Annotated in this window: 8 protein-coding genes; 5 read left to right on the forward strand and 3 right to left on the reverse strand. The window is 59.4% G+C overall.

Annotated features, from left to right (window positions below):
* Window positions 1-89: 89 nt before the first annotated feature.
* The 3 genes from A3AY_RS0111370 (at window position 90) to A3AY_RS0111380 (ending at window position 4,469) form a co-directional block, all read left to right on the forward strand.
* A complete protein-coding gene (locus tag A3AY_RS0111370; RefSeq protein WP_018325803.1) occupies window positions 90-1,514 on the forward strand; it encodes a malonyl-CoA decarboxylase in 1,425 nt (474 codons plus the stop codon).
* Window positions 1,511-3,025: a malonate--CoA ligase gene (locus A3AY_RS0111375; protein WP_026203338.1), complete on the forward strand. Its 1,515-nt coding sequence runs from the start codon at window positions 1,511-1,513 to the stop codon at window positions 3,023-3,025. The genes A3AY_RS0111370 and A3AY_RS0111375 overlap by 4 nt, the downstream gene beginning before the upstream one ends.
* 97 nt (window positions 3,026-3,122) lie before the next feature.
* Complete coding sequence (locus tag A3AY_RS0111380) at window positions 3,123-4,469, forward strand: SLC13 family permease (protein WP_018325805.1); 1,347 nt, start codon at window positions 3,123-3,125, stop codon at window positions 4,467-4,469.
* A gap of 1,663 nt (window positions 4,470-6,132) precedes the next feature.
* On the opposite strand, the gene A3AY_RS0111395 is transcribed toward A3AY_RS0111380, so the two are convergent.
* Complete coding sequence (locus A3AY_RS0111395) at window positions 6,133-7,299, reverse strand: acyl-CoA dehydrogenase family protein (protein ID WP_051108343.1); 1,167 nt, start codon at window positions 7,297-7,299, stop codon at window positions 6,133-6,135.
* Window positions 7,300-7,459: 160 nt separating this feature from the next.
* On the opposite strand from A3AY_RS0111395, the gene A3AY_RS0111400 reads away from it, so the two are divergent.
* Window positions 7,460-8,152 (forward strand): winged helix-turn-helix transcriptional regulator, encoded by a 693-nt coding sequence (locus A3AY_RS0111400; protein ID WP_026203341.1) that lies wholly within the window; start codon window positions 7,460-7,462, stop codon window positions 8,150-8,152.
* Between the two features lie 302 nt (window positions 8,153-8,454).
* The gene (locus tag A3AY_RS35075) at window positions 8,455-8,874 is read left to right on the forward strand and encodes a hypothetical protein (protein WP_018325810.1); all 420 of its coding nucleotides are present in this window, start codon (window positions 8,455-8,457) and stop codon (window positions 8,872-8,874) included.
* 1,204 nt (window positions 8,875-10,078) lie between these two features.
* Here the strand turns inward: A3AY_RS35075 and atzF are convergent.
* Complete coding sequence (gene atzF / locus A3AY_RS0111415) at window positions 10,079-11,884, reverse strand: allophanate hydrolase (protein WP_018325812.1); 1,806 nt, start codon at window positions 11,882-11,884, stop codon at window positions 10,079-10,081.
* Window position 11,885: 1 nt separating this feature from the next.
* A complete protein-coding gene (gene uca, locus A3AY_RS0111420; RefSeq protein ID WP_026203342.1) occupies window positions 11,886-15,425 on the reverse strand; it encodes an urea carboxylase in 3,540 nt (1,179 codons plus the stop codon).

The raw sequence follows: 15,425 nt of genomic DNA on the forward strand, positions 1-15,425 counted from the left end.
TCTACATACTACAGGCGAAAGCCGACGAGGGGAAGCAGCCGTCGAACGGTTTGCGCGGCCCGACCGCTAGAAGAGAGGAGAAATAGCAATTGTCTGAGGCTTCCTTCTTCACCGACATGCTTCAGAGCATCACAGATCGCGGACGCCAGCTTCTGTTTTCCGGCTCGCGCGCCACGCAGGTCGCGGCCAAGGCCGATCTCCAGACGCTTTGTGAAATGCTGCTGTCGAGCCGGGGCGAAGCTTCGGGCATGGCCCTTGCTGCCGAGATACTCGATCGCTGGGGAGCGCTCGAAAGCGACGGCGCTCAGACATTTCTCCATATGCTTCATGAAAAGTTCGGAGCCGATACGACCCTACTCGACAAGGCGATTGAAAATTACCGCACTGACAAAGGCTCTGCGGCAATCATTGCTCTCCATCAGGCAGCGGAACCGCGTCGGCAGGAACTCCTGCGCCGCCTAAATCACGCGCCGAACGGCACTGCCAAACTCGTCCGGATGCGGCAACAGCTTCTTTCTTCCAAAGACCAATCCGACGGATATCACGCGCTTGACGCCGACTTTACACATCTATTCAGTTCCTGGTTTAATCGCGGCTTCCTTACGCTGCGACCCATCGACTGGTCGACGCCTGCTTACATCCTCGAAAAGATCATCAAGTACGAGGCTGTGCACGAGATAGCCGGCTGGGAGGAGTTGCGCCGTCGTTTAGCGCCGGCCGACCGCCGATGCTTTGCCTTTTTCCACCCGCGTCTGGCGGACGAGCCGCTCGTGTTCGTCGAGGTGGCGCTCACGCGTTCCGTGCCGAGCGCGATCGGAGATGTACTCGACGAGGGCAGGCAGCAGATCACTGCCGACGAGGCGACGACGGCCGTCTTCTATTCGATCTCCAACTGTCAGGATGGCTTGCGCGGAATCTCGTTCGGCAATTTCCTGATCAAGCAGGTCGTGGATGACCTGCGCAGAGACCTGCCGGGCCTGAAGAATTTCGTCACGCTTTCGCCCGTTCCAGGCTTTGCCCGTTGGCTTGCCAAGGTGCGCGCTTCGGCCACCCATCAGTTCCTGCCGGAAGCGATTCGCGAAACGCTGACGTGGCTGGACGATCCGAACTGGCCCGACAACGAACATGCTGCGAGCGAAGTGGAGCGCGTGTTGCTGCCTCTTGCGGCGCGTTATTTCCTGATCGAACGGACGCCGGAGGGCCGTCCCCTCGATCCTGTCGCCCGCTTCCATCTTGGCAACGGCGCTCGACTTGAAAGACTGAACTTTCTCGGCGACCGCTCGACAAAGGCCCTGCAGCAGGCACAGGGCATGATGGTCAACTATCTTTACAAGCTCGACGACATCGTGGCCAACCACGAGGCTCTGGCGCAGCGGGGTGAAGTGATTGCCTCGCCGGCGGTCAGGAACTTGCTCAACCAGAACGATGAAAGCCACCGCGGTGGCAATGGCCGACAAGGCTCCCGGCCATTCACACAAATAATGAACTCAACGCTTGGAGGAGGGCGAAAGTGAGCAACCATCTTTTCGACGCCATAAGGAGCGCCGCGCCCGGGCACGCACCGTTCATCCGAATTGATAGCACGGGTACATTGACATACGATGACGCGCTCGCACTTTCTGGCCGCATTGCCGGCGCGATGGACACACTCGGCGTTCGCCCAGGAGACCGAGTAGCCGTGCAAGTCGAGAAAAGTGCCGAGGCATTGATCCTCTATCTCGCCTGTCTTCGAAGCGGCGCCGTCTACCTGCCGCTCAACACCGCCTATACGCTGGCTGAACTCGATTACTTTATCGGCGATGCCGAGCCGCGTCTGGTGGTTGTCGCGTCGAACGCTCGAGGGGGTGTCGAGGAAATCGCCAAGCCTCGCGGCGCCATCGTTGAAACGCTCGACGCTGATGGCAGCGGCTCGTTGCTTGATCTTGCCCGCGATGAACCGGCCGACTTTGTCGATGCCTCGCGCTCCGCCGATGATCTGGCTGCGATCCTCTACACGTCAGGAACGACGGGACGCTCCAAGGGGGCGATGCTCACGCATGGGAACCTGCTCTCGAACGCCCTCACCTTGCGCGACTATTGGCGCGTCACCGCCGATGATCGACTGATCCATGCCTTGCCGATATTTCACACGCATGGGCTGTTCGTCGCCACGAATGTCACGCTGCTTGCTGGCGCCTCGATGTTCCTTCTGTCGAAATTCGACGCCGACGAGGTGATTTCACTGATGCCGCAGGCAACGATGCTGATGGGCGTTCCTACATTTTACGTGCGGCTGCTGCAAAGCGCGCGCCTCGACCGGGAGGCGGTCGCCAACATCCGCCTCTTCATTTCCGGTTCGGCTCCACTGCTTGCAGAAACACATGCCGAGTTCCAGGCCCGCACCGGTCATGCGATCCTTGAACGCTATGGCATGACGGAGACCAACATGAATACGTCGAACCCCTATGACGGCAATCGGCTCGCCGGAACTGTGGGTTTCCCGCTACCGGGCGTGACAGTGCGCGTGACCGATCCCGCAACCGGGCTCCTGCTGCCGGCTGAAGAGACCGGCATGATCGAGATCAAGGGACCGAACGTCTTCAAGGGCTATTGGCGCATGCCGGAAAAGACCGCGGCCGAATTCACCGCCGACGGTTTCTTCATCAGCGGCGACCTCGGCAAGATCGACCGGGACGGCTATGTGCACATCGTCGGTCGCGGAAAGGATCTGGTGATTTCGGGTGGATACAACATCTATCCGAAAGAGGTCGAGGGCGAGATCGACCGGATTGAGGGTGTGGTTGAGAGCGCTGTGATCGGTGTGCCGCATCCCGATTTCGGAGAAGGCGTAACGGCCGTCGTTGTGCGCAAGCCCGGCGCCGTCCTGGATGAAAAGGCCATAGTCAGCGCCCTTCAGGATCGTCTCGCGCGCTACAAACAACCCAAGCGTATTGTCTTCACAGAGGACTTGCCGCGCAACACCATGGGTAAGGTTCAGAAAAACATCCTGCGGCAGCAATACGCCGATCTATACGCCAGGCCGTAGAGGCAACCGCGCTCTCTGGGAGGAGAGTGCGTCGGCATCCCGCATCAATCTTGGAAACACCAACTGCGGCGCTGGAGGCGTCGGAGGGAGGGGAATCATGGGTATCGAATTACTGTCCATTGGGCTGCTCGTTGCTATGTTCATCATCGCAACGATTCAGCCAATCAACATGGGTGCATTGGCGTTTGCCGGGGCATTCGTCCTCGGTTCCGTGATCCTCGGGATGAAAACCAGCGATATCTTTGCCGGCTTTCCGAGTGATCTGTTCTTGACGCTTGTTGCCGTCACCTACCTCTTCGCCATCGCGCAGATCAACGGCACGATTGACTGGCTCGTGGAAGGCGCGGTCCGCGTCGTTCGCGGGCGAATCGGCTTGATTCCGTGGGTCATGTTCCTCGTCGCCGCTGTCATCACCGGTTTCGGGGCGTTAGGCCCTGCTGCGGTCGCCATCCTCGCACCCGTGGCGTTGAGCTTTGCCGTGCAGTACCGGATCCACCCGGTCATGATGGGTCTGATGGTGATACATGGTGCGCAGGCCGGCGGTTTTTCGCCCATCAGCGTCTATGGTGGAATCACCAACCAGATCGTTGCGAAGGCCGGTCTGCCTTTCGCTCCAACGTCGTTGTTTCTCTCCAGCTTCTTCTTCAACCTGGCGATCGCCGTGCTGGTGTTTTTCGTCTTTGGCGGCGCACGCGCGATGAAACAGCAATTGACATCGTCCGGTCCCTTGCCTGAACTGCATCCCGAAGGCGTTTCGGCATCGATCAGAGGCCATGGCGGTACGCCTGCCAAGCCCATCAGAGAGCATGCCTTTGGCACTGCGGCTGACACCGCAAAAGCGTTGGGCCTGAACAACCAGAGAGTTACCACCCTGATCGGTTTGACAGCGCTCGGCATCGGCGCCCTGATTTTCAAGTTCAACGTTGGTCTCGTCGCCATGACCGTGGCTGTCGCCCTCGCGCTGCTGTCGCCGACCACCCAGAAGGCAGCAATCGACAAGGTCAGCTGGTCGACCGTGCTGCTGATCGCAGGGATCATCACCTATGTCGGCGTGATGGAGAAAGCTGGTACGGTCGACTATGTAGCAAACGGTATATCCAGCCTCGGCATGCCGCTCCTGGTCGCTCTCCTGCTCTGCTTTACGGGTGCTATCGTTTCAGCATTCGCATCCTCGACCGCGCTGCTCGGTGCAATTATCCCTCTGGCTGTGCCGTTTCTCTTGCAAGGACACATCAGCGCCATCGGTGTGGTAGCGGCAATCGCTATCTCGACGACGATCGTTGATACCAGCCCATTTTCCACTAATGGTGCACTTGTGGTCGCCAATGCGCCGGATGACAAGAGAGAGCAGGTGCTACGGCAGTTGCTGATCTACAGCGCCCTGATCGCCATCGTCGGCCCGATCGTTGCTTGGCTGGTGTTCGTCGTGCCTGGTCTGATCTGACGGCGGGCTGCCGTTGCAAATGAAGTGTGTAGGAACTGTTTTGACACGCTTGCGATTCGCCTGAGCTGTTGGGTTTTTCCGTCTGTTTTCTGTGAAAGCCAATGCCCAGGGCATCTCCAGGGGCGGCGAGACAAGGGTATTGCTCGGAACGTTTCTACCCCACGGCCGAGGTCGATCCACGGCGAGGGGTGAATTCTGGAATCCGGTGTAAAATCGGCGCAGAATGCGGCACGTTTTCGGAATTACCCCCGCCCAGGCGAACATCGGCGCCTCGGCGATCAGGGCTCGGTGAGGACCGCGATGGACCTCTTCCGGCTTCCTATATTGGCACTAGACTGGAACGCTGCCGGCATAAGGTGCATATCTCGTGCTTTCGGCCACTGCGGGTGGCGTCTGCGAGGAATGTTGCCTCACCCTGGCACAACCACGTGCAGCGACCAAGTAGTCAGGCAATGGCGATTCTAGCTGGAAATCCGCTGATTTTGGATTGGAGGAGGATCATTGACTTCGCCGCCTACTGGATCTGATCCGTCAAAGAGGGAGGCTCGATGCCACTAACGGAGATTGGTCTGTAGAAACCATTGTAGACGAGGAGCAAGGCCGCCAAAAAGAAGGCTGTGATCATGATAAGCAGGACATACCGCGCGGACATTCCAGTTCCTCAGGCGCCGCCTTCGAGCGGACTTTCGCGCAGGTCTGCGGGAGCGCCCCACGAGTCTGCGCACGCAGCGGACGACGGCCCAATTCTCTCGCACCGGCGTCAGACATGGCTGCCTCAATCTGGGGGAACGGGTGGCCTACGCATTGATAGAAGTCCCATTCCTGCTGGGATAGCGCCGACCCAAGACGAAGAACGACCGTACTGGGTACGGGTGGCGAGGTAACACCCCCTTCGACGAGCACCTGGATCCTCAATTGATCGTTCCTGTCAAATTTCCAATGTGGGCGCTCCGGTTGTTCCACGATTTTCCTCCTGGCGCTGCGATGGATCGGACTCCCTGCAAGAAAGAATGCCCGCGGAGAAGACCCGCGGGCAGGATGGAGAGATTTTCTCGATATCGCGACGGAAGTGCTCCGGGGCGGGATGACCTTCCAAGAAGAGGATGGGCGTAGACACCCTCTATGATCCAGTATAGGCCAGTTGAGACAAAAAATATATACTCATATCAGTTAGTTAATCGGTAGTACAATGGAGCGACGCCAAACCCCGTGTGGACAGTGAATCCGATTGGGCTGTGGCCGTCCGATTGAGGAGTGGGTCATCCGGCCGCAGGCCCGCCAACTGTGTCCCGTTCGCATTTGCCGATGACGTCCTCGGTCGAGATGGCGAACTCTGGGAAGGCTTGCGCCGTCACTACGTTCATCAGAAGCACTTCCGACCTGAGCGGACTGATGATTGAACTTGGCCGGAAGCGCGAGGTAAAATTGGCCCGTGATAGCGAGGCTGAGTACCAGGCAGCGACCGGTTACTGTGCGCAAATCATAGCATCGGCTCACGCCGTAGCCGGAAATGGTCAATCGTCTACTCAACCAATGGCCTCCGGCATAATTGACGCCGAAGGGCAGGCTTTGTGCTTCCCAAGGTACTGCTGAACGCGCTCTGGAAATGCTTCTCGGCTAACGCGAGGTCCGATGTGCTGGCACTCACCTGAGCACGGGCAGCCTAGAAGATCGTGGTAACCGGCTGACCGAGGGCCATGGCGCCGGCATACCGCGCCTGTGCCCACGGCTGCATTGGATGATAGCGTGCACCCTGTACGTCCCGAAAACGACGCTCCAAGCCATGCTCTCGATAGAATGCCGCGCCGCCGGCCAATTCCATGGCAAGTTCGGTACTTTCGATCGCATGGCGGGCAACTAGCGAACGGCCGATCATGATCTCGTTGACGCTCTCGGCGCAAGGTTGGTTTCTGGCAACCACCTCGAGCATCCAGCGGTGAGCCAGTTGCGCGGCTCTCAGTGAAGTGTCCATTCGTCCCGCCAGCATGAGTGTCGGCTCTGAAGACTTCTTCTTTGCCAATTCGATTGCGATGTCTCGGGCGCTTTCGGCGACACCCAGATAGACCGCATAGATCAAAGGGAAGGCGATCGTGGCGATCGCATGGAATACTGGGTGCCATTCGCCGGCTTTGCGCGAAAACGAGACGCTCGAATCCGGGATGAACAGATCATCAATATGGACATCGTTGGACCCGGTGCCTCGCATTCCAAGTGTTCTCCATGTGTCCTCGATTTTGACATGGGGCGATGCCATTGGGGCGCCGAAATGAATGACCGACTGGGTTCCATCTGCAGCCTCCTCAACGGCACCTGTCATCAAAATGTCGCCTGCTGCTGCTCCAGATGTGAATACCTTCCGCGCATTTATTCGATACCCACCGTCTACCTTTTTGGCATGTCCTGAGCCCGCAATCCAATCGGAACCTCCACTGGACAGCAAGATCAGCCGTTCGGCGGCTACTCTTTTAAGCAACGGTTCGACTGCGGTCACGCCCTGATGTTGCCACCGCCAAGCCGGGATAGCCACCTGATGCGTATGCATAGAGAAAGCGAGCGCTGTGGAGCCACAGGTCTGCGCAAGAATACGTAGCATTTCAGCCAGTTCAGGGATCGAGGCTCCCCCACCGCCAAGTTCGGCAGGTACGCCGGCCTCCACAAGACCCGCTTCTTTCAACACCGTGTAATTCTCGGATACAAAAAGGTCGTTTTCGTCTGCCGTTCCCGAGTTTTTTTCAATAATAGGTGCGAGCGCCGATGCGATGGCTGCAACACCCTGGCGTCCGGATAAAAATGCTTCAGCGTGTCCCGTAGCGTGTTCCAATCCTGACATGACTAACCCTCCAATGGTTATATCCACGGGCTGAAGGTGAAGCACCCCGCGTTGTTGGTCCAGTTCAGGAACTGTACCGCTCCGACCACTGGTCATATTCGAGTTGAAATTCGTCCATTCGAAGCTACTTTCCCAACAGGCCGACCGGGCGGGTGTTAACATGCATGAGCATGAAGGTTACGGGCAGTTCTGTCCAGTTTCGATGGCATCGGAAATCCTTTGCTCCCGATGGACGACGCTCGTGATACGCGAAATGCTTTGTGGCTCGGTGCGATTCAATGAGTTGCGCCGAGGTGTCCCGAAAATGTCTCCCGCACTTCTTTCCAAACGATTGAGAGAATTGGAGCAGGCTGGCATCGTCATAGTGGACCGTTTTCCGAATGGCACCAGCCGATACCGGTTGTCAGAGGCGGGCGAAGATCTCCGGCCCATTATCATGGGCCTCGGCAATTGGGCGCAACGATGGATGGAATCCAGACTGTTCCTCCAAAAACTAGACCCGTCGTTGCTGATGTGGGATATGCGGCGAAATGTCGACACCAGCCACCTGCCGAGACACCGTTGCACAATTCAGTTTTTATATCCGGAACTCTCGGCATCTCAGAAAAGTTGGTGGCTCGTCGTTGAAAACGGCGTGGTGGATCTCTGCAATTTTGATCCCGGCTATGAACTTGATCTTTTGGTCCGTAGCTCGCTTAAGTCCATGACCGCGATCTGGATGGGTCTTTCCACAGTTATGCAGGAAGCGGACGCCCACCAGCTCGACGTTCAGGGAGACCCGGATTTGGCCCGAACCATACAGAAGTGGCTTGGTCTTAGCGCTTTCGCAGCAGTACCTCGTAAGGCGCCCTAAGGCATCCCTTCCAGCTTGGTGCCACACGCTTGACTGATGGAAGATTTCGTCCGTGGCAGCTTTCCACCGGGCGATCTTCCAACCCTCGTAGTCTGGGCATGGACACCACCAAAAGAAAGGGCGCTGCCTGCAATAGGTGAGAGAACACGACTGTCCTCAACGGGATGACTGCCTCGAATTGACCTTAATTCACAGTTTGCTAATGAGCGTTGGATCGCCGAGAATGAATGCCTCAGCAGTCATATAACGGGCGCTGCTGCTTGAGGGCTTTTTACCCCCGCCCCGACCAAAAAGTGGAACACATGTCCACCAAATTCAGCTTCGGCCGCCCTATCTCCCCATCCGACTTCAAAACAATCCAGTCCGTCCTCGACCAGGCCGACTGTGACGCCAGCTCTATCGCCTCGGCTCAACCGCGTTTCGACAAGACTGCTTTGCTCATGATGAAACCGTTCCTGAGCGGCAAATGCGCCTATTCCCGAACTGCGCAAGTTGAGTACAGTTTCGACCAGACGCAAGACAAAGCAGTGCTCCATAATATTCCGCGCTACGCGATCCAACGTCCGCCAGGCACGTTGAGCAAGTCCCCTGTAAGGGGCAGTCCGCCCCCTGAAGCCGACGACGTCGACGTACAGGCCTGGGAAAACGAAGGAGGAGCAGTGAACCGTTCTCGCGCCCGCCGCCCTTTTCGGAGCGATGGCAGGATCGTTCTTGCCGTTTAAGCAGGTCACCAGGGTGGTCTAACCGGTTATTGATAGCTGCCGTATCGAGCCGATTTTGGATGATTTCAGCGCTGCTACTGTTTGCGATCGCGCTCGTTTGGCTTTCCGTATGGATGTACGCAGATACGACGTACAGGTCAGCGACATAGTTCGGCCGAGCCACGTGTTGACTGATATCAGGCCATCGCCAAGCTTCGCCTTCCGATCCATCCGTACCAATACGGTGTCAGCACGTTTGATGGTGAGGCACGGGGCAAAGATAAGGGGTTCGCCGAACGTACACGACTGCTTAGCGTCTTTAGCTTTACGTCTAGGGAGCGTTTTTCGTATTCATTCCACCATGCCGTCTACGATGTTATCGCTGGCCGCGGCGCCTTCTTGGTGCTCTGCCCACCGCCGCCCCGGCGTCAGATCGGCGGATAGCGGCATTGTCGGAATCTTGTCTCGCATCGTGTTATATTGTCAGCCAACCTGCACTGCGCTGCAGTGGCGGAATATAGCTCGCCCTTGGGGACAGACATCTCGTTGACCAGCGCGAGCCGCCAGTCCAGATCAGAGATTAAGGACAGGGAGGAAGACGTGTCCCTTGACGCCACTGATTTCGAGCAAGCTGTTGAAAAATACCATCTGGCTCTGGATGACTTCATGAAAGGAAACCCCGCGCCCGCGGCGGTTGGGGCCGCTAGTGTGTGGTGCTGTTTATAAGTACGTCGATAAGTTTGATCTGCGAGCGCCTCGCCAGAGGAAGAACCGCAATCAGTCAGTTGCGAAATCGATGTGCCATCCGGCGCGGGCACCTAGTGTCGGCCAAACGATCAACTTTGCCCCGGCAGCGACGGGTGTGACCTGCGCCGTTAGGACCGACCAAGGCTCTTGGGCGCCTGCGGATCCTGCATCCTTCACTTGGCGCAGGTCGACAACCGCCTGAGCAGTGCTCTTCAGGGTGCCATGGCTTCAACGCACTCTCTAAAAGGGAAGCTTCTGTTCCTGGATAGACGAGAATGCCTCTTGCGGGGTCAATACCCTCGCAAGCAAGGTAAAGCCCTTTTCCAGCTTCGGCGTCAGGCTGCGGTTGATTTCAATAGCCCAAGGTCGATCCCGGCCCTCGGCGCTAATTTGAGGCCGATCGCTTGGGTTCGAGCAATGAATCCGTGTCGGAGAAGACGAATAATCATAGTTGCCATCGCCTTTGTCATCCCTCTGGTTAGATTGCAATTCGGGTCCTGACGTAAGCCCGCCATCCGCCGAGCGCGGTCACTTCCTCGGCGTCTGCGACGGCATAAGCCTCACAGAGGAAACCTGAGACGCTGCTGCCATCTTCGAGAGTTACTTTTCCAATGCCGAGCGGCCCAGGAATTTTCTGAACGAAGTTGCCGAAGGCGGCGGGTGGCAGCGCCCAGACTTCGACCTCGAGGCCATTGCCGGCGAAACCGGGTTCGCGGATGAGGCCGGGTTTCGGCGGCACGGTGTTCGGCAGCACGAAAAGCCTGTAGTCACCGGCTGTGCGGCAGGTTTTCAGGCGATATCCACCGGGTCCGGTCAGTTCGTGATTGAGTGGCATGCCGGTCAGATGCGCCCCGACGACAACGATCGGAACAAAGCCGTCGTCAAGCGGCGAAATCCGGCTTTCTTCGGGCAGGGATGCCGTCATGTCCTTGCCCATGCCGGCCCCAAGCGCCCGGTGCATGGCGTCGGCAAACGGGGCGAGCGCATCATCCGTGAATGCCGGGCCGATCAACGTCACGCCGCCGGGCAGACCATTGCTGCCGAAGCCCGCCGGAATGGCGATTGCGGCATAGTCGTAGAGATTGACGAAATTCGTGTAGCGTCCGAAATGGCCGTTCTTCGCGATCGGATCGGCCAGCATCTCCTCGACCGTGTACGTGGTGGGCGCGGTCGGCAGCAACAGGATGTCCACCTTCGTCCACTCGGCCTTCGTCTTTTGCCGCAGCGCTTCGAGTTTGTATTTACCCTCGAAGGCAGCGACGGCATCATAGGCCTTCGCGCCTTCGATGATTGTGCGAACCGTCGTGTCGAAATCGTCCGCGTTGCTGGCCAGGAAGTTCTTGACGGCCGCCAGTCGTTCGGCGACCCACGGGCCATTGTAAAGAAGTTCGGCTGCCTGCCGGAACGGCGCATAATCGAAGGGCACAATGGTTGCGCCGAGCGATTTCGCCCGCTCGATCGCGGCATCGTAAAGCGCCTCGACTTCCCTGTTTCCGAAGAACTCACGCTCCGTGCTCTCCAGCACGCCGATCCGCAAGCCGGTGGCGGGCAGGACTGCGGGCACGGCATGACGCGAGAATGGATCGGCAGCGTCGTAGCCTTCCATCACTTTGCGGATCGCAACACCATCGCCAACCGTGGCGGCAAAGACGGTGACCACGTCCACGCTGCGGCAGGCTGGAACGACGCCGACGTTCGGCACAAGCCCAGGGGTCGGCTTGATGCCGACAAGGTTGTTGAAGGCGGCGGGTACGCGACCGGAACCGGCGGTGTCCGTGCCGAGCGCGAATGTGGCAAGCCCCGAGGCGACCGCGACCGCCGAACCGGAACTCGAACCGCCCGACACATAGGCGGGGTCGAAGACGGAGCGTGGTGCGCCATAGGGCGACCGCGTGCCGTTCAGTCCGGTCGCGAACTGGTCGAGGTTGGTCTTGCCAATGACTATGGCGCCTGCGGCCTTGAGGCGCTGGACCACGGTTGAGTCCGCTGCCGGCTCATAGGCAAAGGCGGGGCAGGCGGCCGTGGTTGGCAGGCCGGCGGCATCGATATTGTCCTTCACCGCGAAGGGGATACCCCAAAGAGGTAAGCTGTTTGGCTCGGGCGCGCGCGCCATCAGGTCGCGGGCAGCAGAGCGCAGATCCTCCTCCGGCGTGGCGGTGATGAAGATCGCCGGATCCTTGGAGGCGGCGCGGCGTTTGATCACCTCTTCAACGAGATCGAGCGGCGTCAGGCCAGATTTATAGGCGGCGCGAAGACTTGAGAGATCGAGAATCGTCGGCAGCATGTCAGCAGTTCTCCAGAACGGCGATGATATCGCCGGCTTTGATATTTCGACCAGGCCCTGCACGCAGATCGCGGACGCGTCCGGCGTTGTGGGCAGTGACGTTGATTTCCATTTTCATGGATTCGATAATGGCTATCGTCTCGCCGGCAGCAACAGAGGCTCCCGGCTTCACCATGAGTTTCCAGATATTGCCCGGTACGCTGCTGGCAACACCGAAGCAGCCAGCGGGAATGTCGCCATTGAGGCTTTCTCCGGTCCCTTCCTCGCTGACGAAACTGTCGAGCCCTGCATCCTTCCAGCTTTGCCGCTCGGCGTCGAAAGCCGCCTGCTGGGTGGCCTTGAAGCGGTTGATCGACACAGCGTTCGCCTGCAGTTCAGTCTCATACGCAGCATAGGAGAATTCCGTCTCCTCTATCCTCACGGGATAGCCGCCATGCGGGAAAGCAGCCCGTGCCTCCGTAAGTTCGTCATGGCTGACGGGGAAGAAACGGATCTGATCGAAGAAATTGAGCAGCCACGGCTTGTCCCTGGCGAATTCTGGCGTCTGCCGCCATGTGTTCCAGACCTGGATGGTGCGGCCGAACAGCTGGTAGCCGCCAGGTCCCTCCATGCCATAGATGCACATATAGGCACCGCCGATGCCGACGGCATTTTCCGGGGTCCAGGTGCGGGCCGGATTGTACTTTGTGGTGACGAGGCGGTGACGCGGATCGACGGGTGTTGCGACCGGCGCCCCGAGATAGACGTCGCCGAGACCGAGAACCAGATAGCTGGCGTCAAAAACGATGTCCTTCACCGCCTGCTCGTCGGCAAGCCCGTTGATGCGACGAATGAACTCGATGTTCGAGGGGCACCAGGGTGCGTTCGGGCGGACCAACTCCTGATACTTGCGCATGGCAAGCTCGGCATCCGGATCGCTCCATGACAGAGGCAGATGCACGATGCGGCTCGGCACTGTCACCGCCTGTGCGGGCGGCAGACCGGTCTCTATATCCGCCAACAGTCCGAGCAGGCGCTTTCTTGTCAGCGTTGTTCCATCATAATGGATCTGCAGCGACCGGATGCCGGGCGTCAGATCGAGGAGGCCGGGCAGGCGGGCTTCCGCGATGGCCTGCATCAGCAGGTGTACGCGCAGCCTAAGCGCGATATCGAGCGCCATCGGGCCATATTCGACGAGCAGATTGTCGTCCCCCTGGCGGCGGTAGACGACGGAGACGGGCCCAGTGTTGTGTGTCCCAACGATAGGCGAGCCGATATCCGGCGCAGACGCATGAACCGCAGGACCGGCGATAGGGTCTTGGCTCCGCATAACGGCATGAAAGCGGATTTGGTCCCCGGGCTTGAACTGGCCCATCTTCCATTGCTCGTTGCGGGCGATCACCGCCGGGCAGACGAAGCCGCCGAGGCTCGGTCCGTCGGGCCCGAGAATAATTGGCATGTCACCGGTGAAATCGATGGCGCCGACGGCATAGGCGTTGTCATGCAGGTTGGAAGGATGCAACCCCGCTTCGCCACCATCGCTGCGCGCCCATCGCGGCGCCGGGCCGACGAGGCGGACGCCGGTGCGGGCGCTGTTGAAATGCACTTCGTAGGAGGTTGAAAACAGCGTGTCGATGTCGCCTGGTTGAAAGAAATCCGGTGCGCCATGGGGGCCGTAGAGAACGCCGACGTCCCATTCGCGCGTGAGATCGGCGGGCTCGTTCGCGGCCTGCGGTGGTTTTACCGGTGCCTGCCGCGCAAGATGCAGCACATGGCCCGTCTTCAGCGCGCCGGTGGCGTTACCGCCAAACTGGCCGAGGCCGAAGGTCGCGCGGGAGCCTAGCACGACCGGCGCGGCGAATCCGCCTGCAACTGCGAGATAGGCACGCTGGCCGGGGCCGTCGATCGCCCCAATCGACAGGACTTGCCCCGCACGAATTGTCACAGCCGTGTTGTGCGGCAACTGCTTCCCGTCGCAGGTCATCGACATCTGCGCTCCCCCGAGCGCAATCACCGCATCGGTGTAGAACCTGAGTGTCGGCCCGGACACGGTCAGTTCCAGGGCAGCGGTCGTATCATCGTTGCCAACAAGTCGATTGGCATGGCGGAAAGAGCGCTCGTCCATTGGCCCGCTTGGCGGGACGCCGACATGCCAGAGGCCAAGACGGCCGGGCAGTTCCTGGAGACTGGATTGCGCGCCGGGTGACAGGACCTCGATGACATCCGGTACGAAGATGAAATCGCGCAGCGCTGTCGTTGCCACCCTGCCGCTTGCGAGGAGATCGGATGCAGCAATCTCACGAAGATAGTCGAGATTGGTCTCGATCCCGGTGATCGAAGTCGTGCCAAGGGCTGCCAGAAGCTTCGCGATCGCCGCCGGCCGGTCGTCGGCCGCAACGATGATTTTCGCAAGCATCGGATCGTAGAACGGCGTCACCTCCGTGCCCGTCTCGATCCAGCTGTCGACGCGAACGTCCGGCGGGAATACGACTTCCGTCAGCAGACCGGCGCTCGGGCGGAAATCGGCATGCGGCATCTCGGCATAGACGCGTACCTCGATTGCGGCACCCTTCGGTTTCAAGAGTTCTACGGCCGAAAGCACATCTTCGCCTGCTGCCTGCCGGATCATCCATTCGACGAGATCGATACCGAAGACGGCTTCGGTAACGGGGTGTTCGACCTGCAGCCGAGTGTTGACCTCGAGGAAGTAGAATTCCTCTCCCACAGGATCGTAGATGAATTCGACCGTGCCCGCTGAGGCATAGGAGACCGAGCTACCCAGATCGACAGCCGCCTGATGCAGGCGGGTGCGTGTGGCAGCGGTAAGGCCGGGTGCCGGGGTTTCCTCGACGACCTTCTGGTTGCGGCGCTGTAGAGAGCAATCCCGTTCACCGAGCGCTACGACCTTGCCCTTGCCGTCGCCAAAAATTTGCACCTCAACGTGGCGGGCATCGGCGACGAAGCGTTCGATATAGACACGGGCATCGCCGAAGCTGGCGCGCGCTGTGCGTTGCACGCTATCGAAGGCAGCATGCAGCGCCGTGGCATCCGCGCACAACTGCATGCCGATGCCGCCGCCGCCGGCCGTGGATTTCAGCATCACCGGATAGCCGACAATTTCGGCAGCTGTGAGCGCTTCTTCCGCGCTTTCCAGCAGACTGCTGCCCGGCAGAAGCGGCACGCCGCTGGATTTGGCCAGGTCGCGAGCCGTGTGTTTGAGCCCGAACGCCGAAAGATGTTCCGGTCGCGGGCCGATGAAGGCAATGCCCTCGGCAGCCAGCCGTGCGGCAAAGCCGATGTTTTCCGATAGAAAGCCGTACCCGGGATGCACGGCTTCTGCGCCCGTCGCCTTGCAGGCGGCAATGACGGCATCAACGTTGAGATAGCTTTCGGTAGCGGGCGACGGGCCAAGGCGTATCGCTTCGTCAGCCAGGCGTGTTGCCATGGCAAAGCGGTCGGCGTCGGAATAGACGGCGACTGAGGCGATGCCCATTTTCTTCAATGTCCGGATGACCCGGACGGCGATTTCGCCCCTGTTGGCGATGAGGACCTTCTTGAACAT

It is taken from the genome of Rhizobium giardinii bv. giardinii H152 (assembly GCF_000379605.1).
GTDB lineage: Bacteria > Pseudomonadota > Alphaproteobacteria > Rhizobiales > Rhizobiaceae > Pararhizobium > Pararhizobium giardinii.